We start from the raw sequence: 17958 nt of genomic DNA, 5'->3' as shown, positions 1-17958 counted from the left end.
TGCGCCCACGCGTTCCCCCGTGTGGGAGGGCACACGCCCGGGCGGTGGTCGCTGATGGTGACCGCTGTCGGGGCGAGGCCGGTGGCCGGGGGGCGTGCCGTCTCGGCGGCCGCCCTGCCCACCGCGCAGGTGCTCCGTGATCTCCAGGTGCCTGAAGGCGGCCTGTCGTCGGAGGAGGCGGCAAGACGGCTGAAGCGCTGGGGACCGAACGCCGTCCACTCACACCGGGCCCGGGCGTGGCTGGTGCTGTGGCATCAGCTGCGGTCCCCGCTGCTCGGTCTGCTGCTGGCCGCGGCCGCGGTGTCGTACTTCGTCGGGGAGCGCGGCGACGCCATGATCATCGGGGTGATCGTGGCGCTCTCCGTCGGTCTGGGTTTCGTCAACGAGTTCCGGGCGGAGAAGACCGCCCAGTCGCTCCACGCGAAGATCCGGCACCGGGCGGTCGTACTGCGCGACGGGCGACCACGGGAGGTGGATGTCACCGCCCTGGTCCCGGGTGATGTGGTCGAGTTGCGGCTCGGCGACATCGTGCCCGCGGATCTGCGGTTGCTTGCGACCGCGGGGCTGGAGTGCAGCGAGTCGGTGCTGACCGGTGAGTCACTGCCGGTCGCGAAGGACACCGCTGCCGTGCCGGCCGGCACGCCACTGGCGGACCTGACCGGCTGCGCCCTGATGGGCACCGTGGTGCACTGCGGAAGCGGCCGCGGTGTCGTGGTCGCCACCGGCGCCGAGGCCGAGTTCGGGAAGATCGCCGCCGGTCTGAGCGGACACCAGCTGGAGACCGAATTCCAGGTGGGCCTGCGGCGCTTCTCCATGCTCCTGGTCTACGTCGCCGGGGCACTGACCACGTCGATCTTCATCATCAACGTCGCACTGCACAAGCCGCTGATCGACGCCCTGCTGTTCTCCCTCGCCATCGCGGTCGGCATCACCCCGCAACTGCTGCCCGCCGTGGTCTCCACCAGCCTGGCCGCGGGCTCCCGGCGCATGAGCCGGCGCAAGGTGCTGGTCAAGCGGCTGGTGTGCATCGAGGACCTCGGCGATGTCGATGTGCTGTTCACCGACAAGACCGGCACCCTCACCCAGGGACGCATCGACTTCATGCGGGCCGTACCCGTCCCCGGCACCTCCGCGGAAGAAGTGCTGCGCCTCGGCCTGCTGTGCACCGAGACGGACGTGGACGACCGGGGCCGGCCCGTGGGCGGAAACCCGCTCGACGACGCTCTGTGGGACTCCCCGGCCGCGGCCGCCCAGCGCTCGTTGCTGAGCGGCTGGACGCGGACCGCCGTCCTGCCCTTCGACCATGAGCGGCGGATGGTCACCGTCACCGTCACCGATACCGCAGGTGACGCCGTGCTGATCACCAAAGGCGCTCCGGAAACGGTACTGGAACGCTGCGTACAGGTGCCTGGGCCTACCCGCCACGCCCTGGAAACCGAGTTCGCCGCCGGCAACCGCGTCGTCGCGGTGGCCAGCCGTCCCGCCGAGGCCGGTACCGCACCCGCTGCTGCCGACGAACACAACCTGCGCCTGACTGGACTGCTGGTCTTCCTCGACCCGCCCAAACCCGACGCGGCCGAGGCACTGAAGCGGCTGAACGCGCTCGGCATCACGGTGAAGATCGTCACCGGGGACAACCCCGCAGTCGCCGCCAAGGTCTGCCACGACCTGGGGCTCACCGACGCCGCCGTGCTGACCGGGACCGACCTGGACGCCATGGACGACGAGCGGCTCACCGCCGCCATCGGCCGCACGACCGTCTTCGCCCGGGTCAGCCCCGAGCACAAAGCCCGCATCGTGCGGATCCAGCGAAAGACCGGCGGCGACGTCGCCTTCCTCGGCGACGGCGTGAACGACGCCCTCGCGCTGCACGCCGCCGACGTGGGCATCTCGGTGGACTCGGCCACCGACGTGGCCAAGGACGCGGCCGACGTGATCCTGCTGGAGAAGGACCTCGGAGTCCTGGCCGACGGAGTCGCCGAGGGACGGCGCATCTTCGCCAACACCATCAAGTACGTCCTGATGGGCACCTCGAGCAACTTCGGCAACATGTTCAGCGCGGCCGGAGCCTCACTCTTCCTGCCCTTCCTGCCGATGCTGCCCTCTCAGATCCTGCTCAACAACCTGCTGTACGACACCAGCCAGCTCGCCATCCCCACCGACGAGGTCGACGAGGAGCAGGTGCGGCGGCCCGCGCACTGGGACATCGCCTTCATCCGGCGCTTCATGATCTGCTTCGGACCGATCAGCTCCCTGTTCGACTTCGTCACCTTCGCCGTGATGCTGGGCGTCTTCCACGCCGGCGCCGCCCAGTTCCACACCGGCTGGTTCGTGGAGTCCCTCGCCACACAAACCCTGGTCATCTTCGCCATCCGCACCCGTCGCGTCCCCTTCTGGCACAGCCGTCCGAGCCTGCCCCTCACGCTCACGGCGTTCGGTGTCGTCGCCCTCGGTGCCGCCCTGCCGGCCACCCCACTGGCCCGCGTCCTCGGCTTCCAACTGCTCCCGGCCGGCTTCTTCGCCGCCGTGGCCGCCATGGTCGTCGTCTACCTGCTCCTCGTCGAGTTCGCCAAGCGGATCTTCTACCGGACCGCGCGTGCACCGGCACGCCCGCAACCGGCCCCCGGTCACCGGCACCTACGCCGCCGCGCAGCACGGTTCAGCACCATCACCCGGCTGCCGCACCCGCAAGCCTCCGCCCCCCGCCAGTGAACGGTCCACACCCGACGGGCATCACCGCGTCACAGCACTCGCCGACTTCTCGAACGCCCGGTGGGCCTCTACGGCCGACGCACTCGACGGCGGGCCGACGTCAAGATCTTCGACAGCATTGGCGTCCGCGCCGCCAGCAGCCTCGGAACGAGCCGGCTGGCCGAGACCGCAAGGCCCCTTGTGAGGCCGCATCGGTTGTTGTCCAAACACTGCCCGGGCTGTGGCCCGCTGTACCGCTTTCCCCACGAACCGCGAGTGGCCGGCGATCCCGGTGACAATCTTGCACTCGCCGCCGTCCGCCAGGAACACGACCCCGGCCATGTCCAGGGCAGGACGAGGGCGAGGGCCGTGACCGATCCAAGACGTGACTGATGCAAGAGGCATGGATGAGGCCGGCCCGGGGTTGCAGAGACGCAGCAGTGACGTGCGTTGGGGCAGACTCCCTCCTCTGCGGAGCGAACTCCTGATCCTGAAGGTGGACCAACGCCTCTTCGTCAAGCATCTACTGGAACGCTGCCTGCAACTCCAACCCTCCACGGCCTCGTGGGTTCCTTCCGGGAAGCCTTCAACAAGACGCACCGTCCTGACGGACCGCTGGATCACGAACGCCTGCCAACGACCTCGCCCCGCTCATCCGCTTCGCCGCTGGCCTGCTGGACGGCCTCGACGCGGTGCACGCCGCCGTGACTCTGCCCTACAGCTCGGGCGTCGCCGAGGGCAGAATCACGGACCTGAAAGACTCTGTTGCTCAATTCGTCCTGGCTCGGGGACCGCTGATGCGCGAGGGTGCCTTTCCCGATTCTTGACGTACTGATCGTGAGACTGAGGGCACGGGAGGTGCTGACGAACCGGATGCTCAGGCATAGAGAGTTGGGGGCGGCCAACGCGGCTGATCGAGGCGCTTGTAGTCCCGTTGCCGCGTTGTAGGCCGTTAGCCTGTCGGTATGTCAGAGCGTGTCATGCCCGGTCGCACGGACGGCCTGATCGCCCTGGGTGCCGCGGACGCTCTGTGGGTCGATTTGACGGCCGACGGTGCTGTGCCGACGGCTTCTGGGGCATTCACCTGCCCTCCTGCCCATGCCCGGGCGGGGTACGTCCTGCTCGGCGGCCATGTGGTGGCGACGGTGAGGGCGAGCGGCGGTCAGTGGAGTGTTCCGGAGGTTGAGGTGCGCCGGGCGGCCGCGGAACTGAGAGCAGTTGGGATGGATCGGCAGGACCTGGTCCGCATCGGTCCGTTTCGTGGGGCGCCGAGGCGGAAGTGCAACGAGGAGACGCCGCTGCGTTGGCGTCAGCGCATCACGCGGGAACTGCAGGAGCTGGGCGGCCCCCAGCGCACAGCACGACGTGAAGACGGTCGGCCGTACCATCTGGCGGGGATCGACTGGCCACAGATACTCGTGGAGCAGACCCGCGACGATACGCAGCGGACGTGGTGGCTGCCGCGCGCTGTGGTCAGGCTGCTCGACGCGGCCGAGCACACCGAAACGCAATGGGTGCAAGCCGCGCGGACCCGCCAGCCAAGCGCAGCCGCCATCGAGCCGCCCTCCCACCCCCGGCAGGCCAAAGACGCCGACAGCCGGCAAACGACGAGTCCCCGGGACCCCACCGCCTCACTTCGCCCGTACAACGGAGAGCTGGAAGGCCAGCTGTACTCAGTGCTCAGCAGGAGGCCCGGTACCTCCCGCAGGGTGGCCGGGTGGGCGTGCGCCGTCTGCCGCACCGCGCCCGCCACCGTACTCGACCACTGCCACGAACACGGCTACGTCCGCGCCCCCGTCTGCCAGTCCTGCAACACACTGGAACGCCCCGACCACCTGTACAGCAACGACATCCGCGTGGCGAACCGCTACACACGCCTCTTCCACACCGACATCGACCACTGGCTCCGCCACTGGCACCGCTGCCCCGGATGCCGCGCACGCACCATCTTGCCCCTGCCGCACCTCGCCGCATGGACCGCCCACATAGCCTGCCGATCGCTACGCCCCACCCACCACGCCCCCCGGGGACGCAAGCCCTGCGGCATGCTGCGCGTGTCCTGGACAGGAAGCCAGAACGCCCCCCGTTCCTGCCTGCTCACAGTCGCCGTCGACTTCTGCCCCTCCGGCGAGCACCGTGTCCTGGCGCAAGTCCCCTACCGCGCAGCCACCGAGCGGTTTCGTATCTGGCTGGCCGAGACGGCCCCTGCCGTGGCCACCGCGGCCGGTCCTGATCGCCTGGACGACCTCCCCACCCAGTCCCGGCCAGTCATCGCGGACACCAGCGGCGAGGGCCTGGCACTGTTCTGATCGGGCACCGGAAGACCTGACACCCCAGCATCACCTCGCAGCTACTGGCCCCCGACGCGCGACGCCACCCCGCCACACGCGGCGGCCGCTGCGGTCGCTGCGGTTGCCCTCCCGTCTTGGGGCCGGGGCAGCGGGCAGATGAGACGGATGCCGACCTGAGCGCCAGTACGTCTCCGGCGTCGGGTCGTATCGAGCGCCCGCTGGATCACACAGACAATGGATCACCCTGCCCCCTCTCCGGGTACCGTCAGGGTATGAGTCATCCGCACCCCGAGCTGAAAGCCGCCCCGCCCCTTCCCGAAGGAGGGCTGCGGGTCGTCGCCCTGGGCGGCCTGGGTGAGATCGGCCGCAACATGACCGTCTTCGAGTACGCGGGCAAGCTGCTCATCGTCGACTGCGGCGTGCTGTTCCCCGAGGAGACCCAGCCTGGCGTGGACGTGATCCTGCCGGACTTCACCTCGATCCGGGACCGCCTGGACGACATCGTGGCCGTGGTCCTCACCCACGGCCACGAGGACCACATCGGCGGCGTGCCGTACCTGCTGCGCGAGCGGTCCGACATTCCCGTCGTCGGCTCCAAGCTGACGCTGGCGTTCCTGGAGGCCAAGCTCAAGGAACACGGCATCCGGCCGCGCACGGTGCGGGTGCGGGAGGGCGACCGGCGTGGTTTCGGGCCTTTCGACTGCGAGTTCGTGGCGGTCAACCACTCCATCCCCGACAGCCTCGCGGTCGCGATCCGCACCCGGGCCGGGATGGTGCTGCACACCGGCGACTTCAAGATGGACCAGTTCCCTCTCGACGACCGCATCACCGATCTGCGCGCCTTCGCCCGCCTCGGCGAGGAGGGCGTGGACCTGTTCCTCACCGACTCCACCAACGCCGAAGTACCTGGCTTCACCACCTCCGAGCGTGAGCTGAATCCGGCGATCGAGCAGGTGATGCGCACCGCGCCGCGCCGGGTCATCGTCTCCAGCTTCGCCAGCCACGTGCACCGTATCCAGCAGGTCCTGGACGCCGCCCACCAGCACGGCCGCAAGGTCGCCTTCGTCGGCCGGTCGATGGTCCGCAACATGGGCATCGCCCGTGACCTGGGCTATCTGAAGGTCCCCTCCGGTCTGGTCGTGAGCACGAAGGAGCTGGAGAAGCTCCCGGACCACAAGATCACTCTGGTGTGCACCGGCTCCCAGGGCGAACCGATGGCCGCGCTGTCACGGATGGCCAACCGTGACCACATGATCCGCATCGGAAAGGACGACACCGTCCTGCTCGCCAGCTCCCTCATCCCCGGCAACGAGAACGCCATCTACCGGGTGATCAACGGACTCACCCGGTGGGGCGCCCACGTGGTCCACAAGGGCAACGCCAAGGTGCACGTCTCCGGGCACGCCAGCGCCGGCGAACTCGTCTACTGCTACAACATCGTCAAGCCCCGCAACGTCATGCCCGTGCACGGCGAATGGCGCCACCTGCGGGCCAACGCCGACCTCGCCATCCGTACCGGTGTCGACCCCGAACGGGTCGTCATCGCCGAGGACGGCGTCGTCGTCGACCTGGTCGACGGGCGCGCGTCCATCACCGGCAAGGTCCCCGCCGGCAACGTCTACGTAGACGGCATGGAAGTCGGCGGCGCCACCGAAGCATCCCTCAAGGACCGCCTCACCCTCGCAGCCGAAGGCGTGGTCACGGTGGTGGCGATCGTCGACGCGGACACCGGCGCCCTCGCCGAAGCCCCCGACTTCCTGGCCCGGGGCTTCGTCCACGACGACACCACCTTCGAGCCGGTCATCCCCGTCATCGAGAAGACCCTGGCCACCGCCGCCGAGGAAGGCGTCGGGGACGCGCGCCAACTCGAACAACTCCTCGCCCGCGCCGTGGCGAACTGGGCGTTCCGCACCCACCGCCGCAAGCCCCTCATCATCCCCGTCATCATCGACGCCTGAACCACAGCCCGGCAGCACGATCCCGGTTCCGGCCCTGGCCCCGCCGGCATCGAGGCCGGGCACGGAGTCAGCGGCCACCCCGGCAGGACGGGGTGGCAACGCACTCCACATGATGAGTCATCGGGAACACGTCCCAAGGACAGGAAGCGCGAAAACCCGCAGTTCAACGGAGGTTCTCCCACCTTGGGAGGACGTTGGCGGCGGCGGAGACCGCAGCGCCCGTGCAGTCACTCGACGTGGTGGCGCGCATGCTCGACGTGCAGCTCGGGGCGCGTCGGTGTCGTTCCTCATCACCGACTTCACCGCCGGCTCGGTCGGACGGCTGGGGGCGGCGCGCAGCGTCGAGGGCACGGAGAGCCTTCCTCGACACCTGGACGAGCGTCTGAACGTCGGCTCCTCCAAGCTGCGCGGTAGCCGCGCAGGACATGCGGCTCACGTGCCCGGCGACGCTTGCAGCGACTGAGGTCAGAAAGTTTCGGGCCGAAGACGCACCGGCCCGGGCTTCCACAGATCAGGGGCCGCGCAGCCATTGCTGCGCGGCCCCTGATCTTGTGCCGGCCCAGCACGAGATCAGGCGCCTTCGTCCACGTGGGCGGCAGGGCCCGCACGGGCGGCGGCCACCGGACGCGGCGTGCGCGATCCCTCGGGCAGGTCTGCGAGGTCAGGCCGGGTTGATGTTCTCGGCCTGCGGGCCCTTCTGGCCCTGGGTGACGTCGAACGTCACGGCCTGGCCCTCCCGGAGCTCACGAAAGCCGGTGGAGTTGATCGCGGAGTAGTGCGCGAAGACATCCGGGCCGCCGCCGTCCTGGGCGATGAAGCCGAAGCCCTTCTCCGCGTTGAACCACTTCACAGTTCCCGTTGCCATGTCTTATGCCTTCCAGTCGATGAACGCCTCCCACTCCATGTGGCAGACGGAGGTGATCGCCCTGGTCCCTGCGGCACAGCACAGCAAAACGCCCACACCAGAGGCGTGGGCAAGAGGGAATTCCGAACCACGACAGCTGACACAGACGTTACACGCCCACACACCGCGTCACCACAGGAAAGGATCACGCCGCACACCGAGACCGTGCGTGCGATGCCCGCCGGCGCTGACGAGCACGCTCATCTCATTCTGCTGCCGTCGGGTTCACCGATTCGGCGGCGCGGCGATATTCGGCGTTGATGCGCTGGGCTTCCTCGAGCTGGTCTTCGAGGATGACGATCCGGCAGGCAGCCTCGATGGGGGTGCCCCGATCGACGAGTTCCCGGGCGCGGGCGGCGATACGCAGTTGGTAGCGGGAGTAGCGGCGGTGGCCGCCTTCGGAGCGCAGGGGGGTGATCAGGCGGGCTTCGCCGAGGGCACGGAGGAAGGCAGGGGTAGTGCCAAGCAACTCGGCGGCCCGGCCCATGGTGTACGCAGGGTAATCGTCGTCGTCGAGACGGCCGAACGTGTCGTCTGCTGTCATTGCACCTCTCTGTGGAACGCGTTGAGGGGCCCTGGCGCCGTAGTGGCACCAGGGCCCCGAAGGAACTACTACACCATCTGCCGGCCCTGATACTGCACCGGCCCTCTGTTTCCGCAGACCCGACCGAGACGCTGTCGGGGGCGCGGGGATCGCGGTTGCTTGACCGGAGACCACCTCACTATCGATGTCCTGCGGTACCCGGGTCCAAGACTTCCGCCCGGGCGATCCTGATGGCGCTCGGCTCCTCCGTTCTTCCCTCTTGATCAACTACTCACTGACGGAAACTGCGAACTGCTGATACCGCAAACTGCTGGTGGCCTCGAACAGCGCCACTCTTCGGCAGCCAGCCCCGTCGCCCGTCCTGCGTCTGCTCCGGCTTGGAACCCCACTGCCGAACCTCCCGGTGCGCGCGCCCGCAGCCGACGCCTTCACCGAGGTACCGCTCACTGACTTCACTGCTGGGTACTGCGGGTACTGCCACTGCGGTACTGCTCATGGTGGCCCCTGATCACTGCGGGCCACCCGGTCCGGTCGTCAGTCCCGTCACCGTCCTGCAACCGCCTTGGCTTCGGAACTCCACCACCGCACCGTCCTGCGAACTGCAACTGCGTTACTGCTGCCCGGCAGTTCATCTCTGCCGGGCCTCTCTCGATCTCGGCTACGAGAGAAACCATAACCACACCGCCACCCAATGTCTACTCCGGCTGGCATAGATTTTCGCGCGCTCGAAGATGAGGTAATCCACCTCGACCGGTCCATGGGCGGTTCAAGCAGCTCCGAGGCTCAGTCCGGCGCTCACAGTCACCCACCGCCGCGCAGCAGTCGGGCTGAGCGTGACGTCGCCGACTGCGCCGCGACTGTCGTCGGCAGGCACCGGCCAACACTGCGTCTCGCGAAGAACACCACCGCCCGGGACGGACGCTTCCAGCCGCGACGCCTCGCAGGTCGGCCGTTGACGGGCGCGGCACGAGGGGCTGCACCGCCCTCGACGATCCCGGGATGATCGAGCAGTCCGACCAGAGCAGTCAGAGTCCCTGACCGTGGTCACCAGTGGCGCTGTCATCACCGGTCGACTGGTTCTCGCAGCCACCCGGAGGCAGAGGGTGTCTGATGTGCTGACGGATTCCGCCCGCTTGGGCGAGTTCGCCGCCGTCTTCGACTCCCCGCGAAGAAGGACGGGCCGCCCAGGCGTCTGCACTTCCATGTCGCCCGACTCCTGGCGGGCACCCTGGGGAGCCCGGAGACGGGTGGGATGTACCGGGTTGCGATCGAGGACGTCAGCGCCTGGACCGGGGGCGACTTCAGCTATTCCGACCACTGAGCGACAGCGACGGGAACCCGCTGCGCGCAGTGTGGGCCCGACCGGCGTACCGGTCGGGCCCACACTGCTGGTCAGATGCCGGCTCGTGCCTGTTTACCCGGTCAGACCGTCACGGGGGTGCCGAGCATCGCGGAGGCGTGCTGCAGCGAGCCGGCGATGCCCGCAGGCGCGGCCTTGGGGAGGGCTCGGCAGGTGAAGCCGAGCTGAGTCATAGCCCGGAGGACTTCGGCGGCGCTGAAGTCACGGCGGTCCTGGCGGGTGATGACTTGGCCGACTTGCTTGACGGGGTAGTGGCGGCGGCCGATGATCACCGATTCTCCGGTGACCGGTTCGGGCTTGATGCCCTTCATCGATTCCAGCACTCCGCCCTTGGTGAGCTCGAAGGGGAAGCGGGCGATGACGCAGCGCATGTGGCCTCACAGGGAGAGGGAAGAACGGTCCGCCCCGGGGCGACGCGTTTCAGCGGGTGGCGAGGATGCCCGGGGCGCTGCCTTGCTCGTCTACGACTCGCAGAGCGCCGAGCCGACGGGAGCGCATCGCGTGCTCGGCTTCGCCGTCGCGGTCACGGGTGAGGTTGACGATCCGTGTCGCCGAGGATGTCACGCAGGCGGACCCGGTCCGTGTGAGCGCCGCTGTCGCGGACGGCGGTGAGGTCGGTTCGGGTCACCAGGCCGATGCGCTGGTCGTCCTGGTCGCCGACGACCAGACGGCCCGTGCGTGCGGCGGCCATGACGGCCAGCGCCACCTCGACGCTCATGTCGTCACAGACCTGCGGTCCGGCCGCGTCCATGACCTCCACCGCCGTCCTGTACACGGGGTTGGCGTCCGCCGAGCGGGGCTGCATCTGAATCAGCGTCAAAGGGTGCCTCCTAGAGATGGGTCAACTTTCCGATCACGAAGGTTCTAGGCCACCGCGTCGAGGACGGGCCGGCGTACGGGGGCGCGCCGGGTCGCCGAGGAAGGGCGGCGTCGGCCTCGGGAGGAGGCGCTGCGCTTGGGGCGTTCGACCACCGGTGCGGTGATGACGACCGGGATGCCGGACGGGGCCTGGGCGCCGGTGATCCGGCTCAGGGCCTCGTCTCCCGAGCGGATCTGGGTGGTCTGCGGCCGGATTCCGGCGTCCGCCATGAGGCGGACCATGCCGCGGCGCTGGTTCGGTGTGACGAGGGTGACGACTCTGCCGGACTCGCCGGCGCGGGCGGTACGGCCGCTGCGGTGGAGGTAGTCCTTGTGGTCGGTCGGCGGATCGACGTTGACGACCAGGTCGAGGTTGTCGACGTGGATGCCGCGCGCTGCGACATTGGTTGCCACCAGCACGGTGACGTGCCCCGTCTTGAACTGCGCCAGCGTGCGGGTGCGTTGCGGCTGCGACTTGCCGCCGTGCAACGCGGCGGCGCGTACCCCGCTGTTGAGCAGGTCCTGGGTCAGCCGGTCGACGGCGTGTTTGGTGTCCAGGAACATGATCACGCGGCCGTCGCGGGCTGCGATCTCGGTCGTGGCGGCGTGCTTGTCGGCGCCATGGACGTGCAGGACGTGGTGCTCCATCGTCGCGACCGTACCGGCCGACGGGTCGACCGAATGCACGACGGGGTCAGTCAGATAGCGGCGAACCAGCAGGTCGACGTTACGGTCCAAGGTGGCGGAGAACAGCATCCGCTGCCCCTCCGGACGCACCTGGTCGAGCAGCGCGGTGACCTGCGGCATGAAACCCATGTCGGCCATCTGGTCGGCCTCGTCCAGCACCGTGATGCCCACGTGGTTCAGCCTGCAGTCGCCACGGTCGATGAGGTCCTTGAGCCGCCCGGGGGTCGCGACAACGACCTCGGCCCCGCCGCCCAGCGCGCCGGCCTGTCGGCCGATCGACATCCCGCCCACCACCGTGGCCAGCCGCAGCCTGACGGAACAGGCGTACGGTGTGAGCGCGTCGGTCACCTGCTGCGCCAGCTCACGCGTCGGTACGAGGATCAGCCCCAGCGGCTGGCGGGGTTCAGCACGCTGTCCAGCGGTACGGGCGAGCAGGGCGAGGCCGAAGGCGAGGGTCTTGCCGGAACCGGTGCGCCCGCGGCCCAGTACGTCACGGCCCGCCAGGGAGTTCGGCAGCGTCGCTCCCTGGATCGGGAACGGTGCGGTCACACCCTGCTTGCCGAGTTCGGTCAGCAGGTGCTCGGGCATGTCGAGTTCGGCGAAGCCCTCAACAGGAGGCAGCGAGGGCGTGATCGTCCTGGGGAGCGCGAACTCACCTTGCACTGTGGCTGGCCGGCGGCCGTAACCGCCGGAACGGGCAGGGCCGCCGGAACGGTGCGGCGCCTGCGAGCCCGTGCGACTGCCGCCCTTTCCGGCGGCGGCTCTGCCGTGACGGGAGCGGTCGAAGCGATCGTTCGTGCGTGTGCGGTTCATGCGGAACCTTCCTCGATGTGGCGCATATCAAGGAATTCCCGCAGCAATGAGCGGCATGGAGAATTACAAGTATGGACCGGTGGCAAAAAACAGATTTGGGCCGGCGGAAATACCCGGGGGTACAGGTGCTGAAATGGGTGACGTGATGGGGACGCAAGATCCGGGCGTCGGCTGCGGCGCAGCTCTTCAGGACGCTCCTGCATCACTGAAGGAGGAGCCGCGCGTGGTGAGACTGCGGATTCCTCCGGGTCACCCCGCAGTTGAAACTGCTGCGGGGGATGTGTGTAGCTGGGGCCCGCACCCCGAAGGATGCGGGCCCCAGCTACAAAATGTGCGTCAGCGTCAGGCCGGAACGATGTTCTCGGCCGTCGGGCCCTTCTGGCCCTGCGCGATGTCGAAGGTTACCTTCTGGCCTTCCAGCAGCTCACGAAAGCCCTGCGCGGCAATGTTCGAGTAGTGGGCGAACACGTCGGCGCCGCCACCGTCCTGCTCGATGAAGCCGAAGCCCTTTTCCGCGTTGAACCACTTCACGGTACCAGTAGCCATGCCATATCTCCTTCGGGGCAGTACATCGGGATCCGCACTGCGCGGACGCCGTGTCGCCGCAATGATTACCCCGCCCGGAAATGACCGGAAATACAGAAGCGCCCCCAACCGACAGAACCGGGTGGGGCACTCGAAGTTTCGGGAACCACGACTGCAACCGAGATCGACAGTAGCACACTGCAACGACCCGTACACATTACACAATTCCGCTCCACTCAGTGCGACACAAACTCTCACTACGCGGTCCGCCAAAGCCTCACTTCGCAAGCACAGATATTGATCCATTCGGAGTGCCACGTTTCAGGAAGAGCGGTCTCACAAAGTGCAACCCTGACGCCAGGGGGCGACGACGTACGCGGCTGTCCGTAAGACGCCTTCGAAAGGCGCCCAGCAGCACCCTCGCCTCGCTCCTGCTGCGGGGGAGAGGCCGCCGGCGCAGACGATCCCCCGCCAGGGCAGAGACGACGGCACACACGCAGCGCGCCATGCTGGCGAAGCCGGTAGCCCTGCGAACCGGCGCACCGCGTTATTCCGAAGGAATGCGAAACTCGAATTCGGGACGGTCCCACGGCACGGCGGGCGGGTTCGCGAGCGCAGTCCCGGTCCGCACTGCACCGACGCGGTGGTAGAAGTCCTCGGCGGGAACATGCGACACGACCTTGACACGGTCGAGCCCGGCGGCACGAGCCTCGGACTGCATGTGCGCGACGAGCAGCCGTCCAATGCCACGTCCTTGCGCTTCGTCGGCGACGAACAGCAGGTCGAGCTCCGGCGGAGCGAGGACGAGCGAGTAGAACCCGAGGACCCGGCCTCCATGCTCGTCGGCGCCGACGGCTACGAAGGCGCGGTGGGCTTCGATGTAATCAGGACCGACCCGGTAGCCCGCCACTGCGGATGCGTACTTACCCTCGTAGGCGCCTGAGCCACGCACGAGCCGCGTGAGCCGTTTGGCATCATGCGCGACTGCCCTCCGTATCGTGATCGGCTGGCTGATCGGGGAAGTGCGTGAACTCATCGGGAGAGTATTTCGCACCGGGGAGCGCCTTCGTGCGGCGGGTCGGCTGCTCAGACAGGCGTTCCTGCACCGCTCCCGGGAACCACTCGCCCAGGCCCCGATCGACCACGTCACTGCCGCGGAACAGGCCACCCGCCAGCAGCGGGTGGACGCCCACACCGCTGCGGAGAAGCCGACACCAGGCGAGACACCACCCACTCGGAAGCCTCGCGATGCTGTCGGCCCCGGCGAGCATCGCCGCGACCAGCGACATCACCTTCGCGTCCGCGGCGGCCCCGGCCCCGTTCGCGGCCCCGGCCAGGCGGACCTTCTCGCGGACCAGGCCGGGCAGGCCGCACCGCCGGGGCCAGGCGCACCGCCGGGGCCAGGCCGCCGTGCGCCAGCAGGTTCGCGTCGTCGAACGCGGCGAAGGTCGCCGCGGGGCTGTGGGAGGATTTCACCTAGGACGTGCCTTGTCTTGCTGCGGGTTGGAAGCCTAGAGAACTCCCATCCTCACAGGTCACAAGGCACGTCCTCTCCATGGGGGCACCGTCAGCCGGTCACCGATCGATGGATCCAGGCTCAGCCATAACTCAAGGCTATGTGGATATGTGCAAGTCTCCTCTACTGCCCGCCGGTGGACCGCTCTCCGGTTGGGGCCCTGTGCCGCTATGAACCGCGAGACAGCCGACGTATTCCCGTCGCCCGCTTTGAAATGCCGGTGAATTCCCTGTCGCAGCTCAACCATTCTCGTCAGGGTGATGTGCGCGTTCCAGGAGAGTCGCCGAGTTGACCGTGCCGCGCAGGTGGCCGAGCAGGGCGGGCCCATGCTCGTGGCGCCCGTGGCCGCCGGCCCGGACCGGACGAGGCGTGCCTGGAATGTCGTGGCGCCGGGGATCTGCGGGGCCGACGCCGGCATGGCCGCCGACCGCTCCCCGGCCAAGGGATTCCCATCACGACGGCCCACGTGGCGGCCGGTATGGTCGACGAGAGGGGCCCGGGCGTGCGGGGCTGGGAGATCGGCGAGCGGGCAGGCGCAGGCTCGTTCGGCGGCCACGGCGGCGCCTGTACCGCATGCCGTCCGACGATGTCGTCCACTGCCCGCGGCGCCGCATCCCGGCGTGCCCTACCACAGCGGCTGGGCGTCCACCATCACCGTCCCGGCTGGCGCCCTCGTCCGGATCCGCGACGGAATCATGGCGGAGGCCGCACCCTTCGGCCGCGCGGGAGTGATCTTCGGCCCGGCCGCCGCCGAGCCCGAGACGCTCCACACGCAGGACTGGAGCAGCGAGCGGTGGACCGCTCCGCCTGCCGTGCACTGCCTGACCGGCGACTCCTTGTCGGGGCACCTCCGGCCCGCAGGCTGCACCGGGCGTCAACTGAGACGGCCGCCCGCCGTCTGAGTACGGGTACTCATGCCCGACTCGGCCGTCCTGGTGGACAGTGACGGTCGGGCCGGGCGTACGACGATGGAGAGTCAGCTGCCGATGAGAGGCGGACAAGCATGAGGGCCTTCGCGCGGCGTGCCGCCGGCTCGAAGAGCGTGTGGGGCTCGTTGGCGGTGATCGTCCTGTTCGCCGTCTCGGCCTGTTCCACGACCCCGGACCGTGCTGTCAGCGACAAGCAGCTGCGCAAGCTCGGGGAGAGCAGCCAGGCGGTGCGGGCCCGGGAGCGTGCGGAGCAAAGGCTTCGGGGCGTGGCGCGGGCGTACGCCGACCGCACGCCCCTGTCGCTCGGCCTGGTCGTGGTGCACGACGTGTGCGTGCCGGGATCGGGACCGGGCTGGTTCTTCCAGCAGAAGATCGACGACTACAAGGTCGTCTGCTCGATGAACACCACCGCCTACTACGGCGCCGCCCCCAGGCACGTGGGCGACACCCTCGACGGGATCCTGACCGCGGGCGACCACACCCGTTCCGGGCCGGCCGGATCCGGAAGTCCCATCCCGTTCACGCACGACGACCACGGAAGGCGGCTCGTCGCCTACTACCGGGGGCACGGCCCGAACCCCCAGGGCTCGCAGGCCACGGAACCGACCCGGCTGGCCGTCTCCGGACAGACGCTGACCTGGGACACGACACGCGGCGGCGCCCCGCGCCGGCTGGTCGAGGAGCCCTACGCCGGTCTCGTCGACGATCCGCCGGTGTCCCGCGTGGTCCGTGACCCGAAGACCGCCACGGTCGCCGCCATCCGGAAACGGTACGGCCTGGTGTTCAAGCTGGAACTCCCCTACAGCGACTATTACGGGGTGCTCAAGAACGGCCGGACGCGCACGGAGTGACGTCGGTGCCGGCCGGGCACGGCTCCATCAGCTCCCGCACGCACGCGCGCAGCCAGGCGGGCGCGGGGGGTCGGCCTCGAGGCGGGGGTGCCAGGCGAACCCGCAGGCATCAGATCCGGTCTGAACTGGGAGCGCCTGATCCTCCTGTCGACGACGGGTCTCCGGGGCGTGGCCTTCTTCTCGGTAACGGTCTTCAGGTGGTTCGGGTTGCGTCGCGTGGCCGGGGGCTTCGGCGGGGGGTGAAGGCGTAGAGGTCGAGGATGTCGGGGCGGGGAGCGATGCCGGGGCCGCCGGCCCGTACCCATGCGGCGATGTCCTCGGTGGCGGCCGGGTCGTTGACGAGGCCGAGCCAGACGGGACGGGCGCCGGCGGCGCGTCCCGCGGCGGAGGGCTGGACGACGATCACATTGGCCTGGTCGCACACGTCCAGGCAGGTGGAGACCCGTAGGGGCGCGTGCTCGGCGAGGCGGGCGGTCTGTTCCGTGTGGTCGACCCCGGTCACCTTCGGGCTTCCGCAGCAGCAGTCCCTGCACACCACGATCCGGCACGGTGCCAGGCCGGCGGAGCCGGTTCCCACCGGTTCATCGGTTCGTGTCTCGGGCATGGCACGTCACGCTCCTCCTCCGGGGAGATCCGCCCCGGTCTGGGTCGAGGAGGCGACGACGTGAGTCTCCTGGCTCTCGGGTCGCTGCTGGTCCCGTTCTTCCCGCCCGTTGCCGGGCAGTGGTCTGTTCGGGATCCGCTCGCCGATCACAGTGGCGGGACCGCGCCGGACTTTCACCGGCTTCCTCGTTCCGCCGTCGCCTTGTTCGTCGGGCATCGTCGCATCCCGGGTCACGGCGCGTCATCACCGCCGCCGGTGGGGCCGGTCGGGCGCCCTGCACCAGGCGCGGTGGTGGACGGGCGCGGATGTCTGCGGTGCGTCAGGTGCCGGGTGGGAGGGTGAAGTCGTAGACGGCCGAGTCGAAGGCCGAGTAGTCGGCGTAGCCGAGGAGTTCGTAGAGGCGGGAGCGGGTCTGCATACGGGGCAGCAGGGGCTGCTGGGTGCCCTCGACCGCCAGGGTGCGCAGACCCTCCTCGACGGCGCCCATGGCCAGGCGCAGCAGGGTGACCGGGTAGAGGGCGATGTCGTAGCCCAGGTTCTCCAGGGTGCGGGTGTTCAGCAGGGGGCCCTTGCCGAACTCCGTCATGTTGGCCAGGAGGGGGACGGGGACCGCCTGGCGGAACGCCTCGAACTCGGCCTCGTCCGGGAGGGCTTCGGGGAAGATCGCGTCGGCGCCCGCGTCGACGTACGCCTTCGCCCGGTCGATCGCCGCCGCCAGGCCCTCCACCGCGCGGGCGTCGGTACGGGCCATCAGGAGGAAGTCGGGGTCGCGGCGGGCGTCGACCGCGGCCCGGATCCGGCGGGTCATCTCCTCGCGCGGCACGACGGACTTGCCGTCGAGGTGGCCGCAGCGCTTGGGATTGACCTGGTCCTCCAGATGAAGCCCGGCCAGGCCCGCGTCCTCCATCAACTGCACGGTGCGCGCGGCGTTCATCGGCTCGCCGAAGCCGGTGTCCGCATCGATCAGGACGGGCAGGTCGGTGACCCGGGTCGTCTGCTGGGCGCGGGCGGCGATCTCGGTGGAGGTGGTCAGGCCGATGTCGGGCAGGCCGAGGTCGGCGGCGAGGGCCGCGCCGGAGAGGTAGGCGGCCTCGAAGCCGGTGTCCTGGATGAGGCGGGCGGAGAGCGGGTTGAGGGCGCCGGGCATGGGCAGCAGTCGGCCGGTGGCCAGGCGCTCACGCAGGGCGCGGCGGCGTTCGGCGGGAGTGGTGCGGGTGTGGAGCATCAGAACAGGCCCTTCGGCAGGTGTGCGTCGTACGCGGCCACGGACGTGGTGCTCGATCACGGGACTGCTCGCCTTCTCGGGCGGCAGTTCCTGAAGCGGACACCTGGAAGCCTGGCGGTGGCCTGTGCGCGTGCCACCCGTGGTGGAAATTTCACTCGATCGTGTGACTCGCAAGGACCGAGTCGACCATGAACCGCCATAC

15 protein-coding genes, 2 pseudogenes and 1 riboswitch are annotated in these 17958 nt (G+C 69.1%); of the genes and pseudogenes, 7 read left to right on the top strand and 10 right to left on the bottom strand.

Annotation, left to right across the window (positions count from 1 at the left end):
- The first annotated feature begins 54 nt into the window (after window positions 1-54).
- The 4 genes from mgtA (at window position 55) to ACFYX0_RS08595 (ending at window position 7403) form a co-directional block, all read left to right on the top strand.
- Entirely contained in the window at window positions 55-2712 is a 2658-nt protein-coding gene (gene mgtA / locus ACFYX0_RS08610; protein WP_388967986.1) for a magnesium-translocating P-type ATPase, read from the top strand.
- 944 nt (window positions 2713-3656) lie between these two features.
- A complete protein-coding gene (locus ACFYX0_RS08605) occupies window positions 3657-5000 on the top strand; it encodes an endonuclease domain-containing protein (protein WP_388967983.1) in 1344 nt (447 codons plus the stop codon).
- A 254-nt stretch (window positions 5001-5254) separates the two neighbouring features.
- Window positions 5255-6940 carry a ribonuclease J gene (locus ACFYX0_RS08600; protein WP_388967980.1) on the top strand — a complete coding sequence of 562 codons (1686 nt, stop codon included), beginning with the start codon at window positions 5255-5257 and terminating at the stop codon, window positions 6938-6940.
- 277 nt (window positions 6941-7217) lie between these two features.
- Entirely contained in the window at window positions 7218-7403 is a 186-nt protein-coding gene (locus ACFYX0_RS08595; protein ID WP_388967977.1) for a hypothetical protein, read from the top strand.
- A 198-nt stretch (window positions 7404-7601) separates the two neighbouring features.
- Here ACFYX0_RS08595 and ACFYX0_RS08590 read toward each other — a convergent pair whose 3' ends face one another.
- On the bottom strand, window positions 7602-7805 hold the full coding sequence (locus tag ACFYX0_RS08590) for a cold-shock protein (protein ID WP_362642644.1): 204 nt from the start codon (window positions 7803-7805) through the stop codon (window positions 7602-7604).
- 244 nt (window positions 7806-8049) lie between these two features.
- On the bottom strand, window positions 8050-8388 hold the full coding sequence (locus ACFYX0_RS08585) for a MerR family transcriptional regulator (protein WP_150944300.1): 339 nt from the start codon (window positions 8386-8388) through the stop codon (window positions 8050-8052).
- A 974-nt stretch (window positions 8389-9362) separates the two neighbouring features.
- On the opposite strand from ACFYX0_RS08585, the pseudogene ACFYX0_RS08580 reads away from it, so the two are divergent.
- A pseudogene (locus ACFYX0_RS08580) lies at window positions 9363-9709 on the top strand (hypothetical protein).
- A 101-nt stretch (window positions 9710-9810) separates the two neighbouring features.
- Here ACFYX0_RS08580 and ACFYX0_RS08575 read toward each other — a convergent pair.
- From ACFYX0_RS08575 to ACFYX0_RS08550, 6 genes and pseudogenes are all read right to left on the bottom strand, one after another.
- Window positions 9811-10119, bottom strand: coding sequence for an SCO5918 family protein (locus ACFYX0_RS08575; protein WP_388967975.1), 309 nt, complete (start codon window positions 10117-10119; stop codon window positions 9811-9813).
- A gap of 49 nt (window positions 10120-10168) precedes the next feature.
- A pseudogene (locus ACFYX0_RS08570) lies at window positions 10169-10568 on the bottom strand (CBS domain-containing protein).
- 44 nt (window positions 10569-10612) lie between these two features.
- Entirely contained in the window at window positions 10613-12106 is a 1494-nt protein-coding gene (locus tag ACFYX0_RS08565) for a DEAD/DEAH box helicase (RefSeq protein WP_388967972.1), read from the bottom strand.
- 342 nt (window positions 12107-12448) lie between these two features.
- On the bottom strand, window positions 12449-12652 hold the full coding sequence (locus ACFYX0_RS08560) for a cold-shock protein (protein ID WP_006136369.1): 204 nt from the start codon (window positions 12650-12652) through the stop codon (window positions 12449-12451).
- A 526-nt stretch (window positions 12653-13178) separates the two neighbouring features.
- Window positions 13179-13667: a GNAT family N-acetyltransferase gene (locus ACFYX0_RS08555; protein WP_388967969.1), complete on the bottom strand. Its 489-nt coding sequence runs from the start codon at window positions 13665-13667 to the stop codon at window positions 13179-13181.
- Window positions 13606-13920 (bottom strand): hypothetical protein, encoded by a 315-nt coding sequence (locus ACFYX0_RS08550; protein WP_388968241.1) that lies wholly within the window; start codon window positions 13918-13920, stop codon window positions 13606-13608. The genes ACFYX0_RS08555 and ACFYX0_RS08550 overlap by 62 nt, the downstream gene beginning before the upstream one ends.
- Window positions 13921-14767: 847 nt before the next feature.
- Between ACFYX0_RS08550 and ACFYX0_RS08545 the strand changes: the two genes are divergently transcribed.
- Window positions 14768-15049 (top strand): hypothetical protein, encoded by a 282-nt coding sequence (locus ACFYX0_RS08545; protein WP_388967966.1) that lies wholly within the window; start codon window positions 14768-14770, stop codon window positions 15047-15049.
- A gap of 101 nt (window positions 15050-15150) precedes the next feature.
- Entirely contained in the window at window positions 15151-15927 is a 777-nt protein-coding gene (locus ACFYX0_RS08540; protein ID WP_388967963.1) for a hypothetical protein, read from the top strand.
- 193 nt (window positions 15928-16120) lie between these two features.
- On the opposite strand, the gene ACFYX0_RS08535 is transcribed toward ACFYX0_RS08540, so the two are convergent.
- Together ACFYX0_RS08535 and prpB are read right to left on the bottom strand one after the other, a co-directional pair.
- Window positions 16121-16531, bottom strand: a complete 411-nt coding sequence (locus ACFYX0_RS08535; RefSeq protein ID WP_388967961.1) for a (2Fe-2S) ferredoxin domain-containing protein — start codon at window positions 16529-16531, stop codon at window positions 16121-16123.
- A gap of 41 nt (window positions 16532-16572) precedes the next feature.
- Window positions 16573-16764: riboswitch (cobalamin riboswitch) on the bottom strand.
- Between the two features lie 86 nt (window positions 16765-16850).
- Window positions 16851-17756: a methylisocitrate lyase gene (gene prpB, locus ACFYX0_RS08530; protein WP_388967959.1), complete on the bottom strand. Its 906-nt coding sequence runs from the start codon at window positions 17754-17756 to the stop codon at window positions 16851-16853.
- Window positions 17757-17958: the final 202 nt, after the last annotated feature.

It is taken from the genome of Streptomyces sp. NPDC002573 (assembly GCF_042889625.1).
GTDB lineage: Bacteria > Actinomycetota > Actinomycetes > Streptomycetales > Streptomycetaceae > Streptomyces > Streptomyces gibsoniae.
This window is presented reverse-complemented; position numbering and strand designations above follow the sequence as displayed.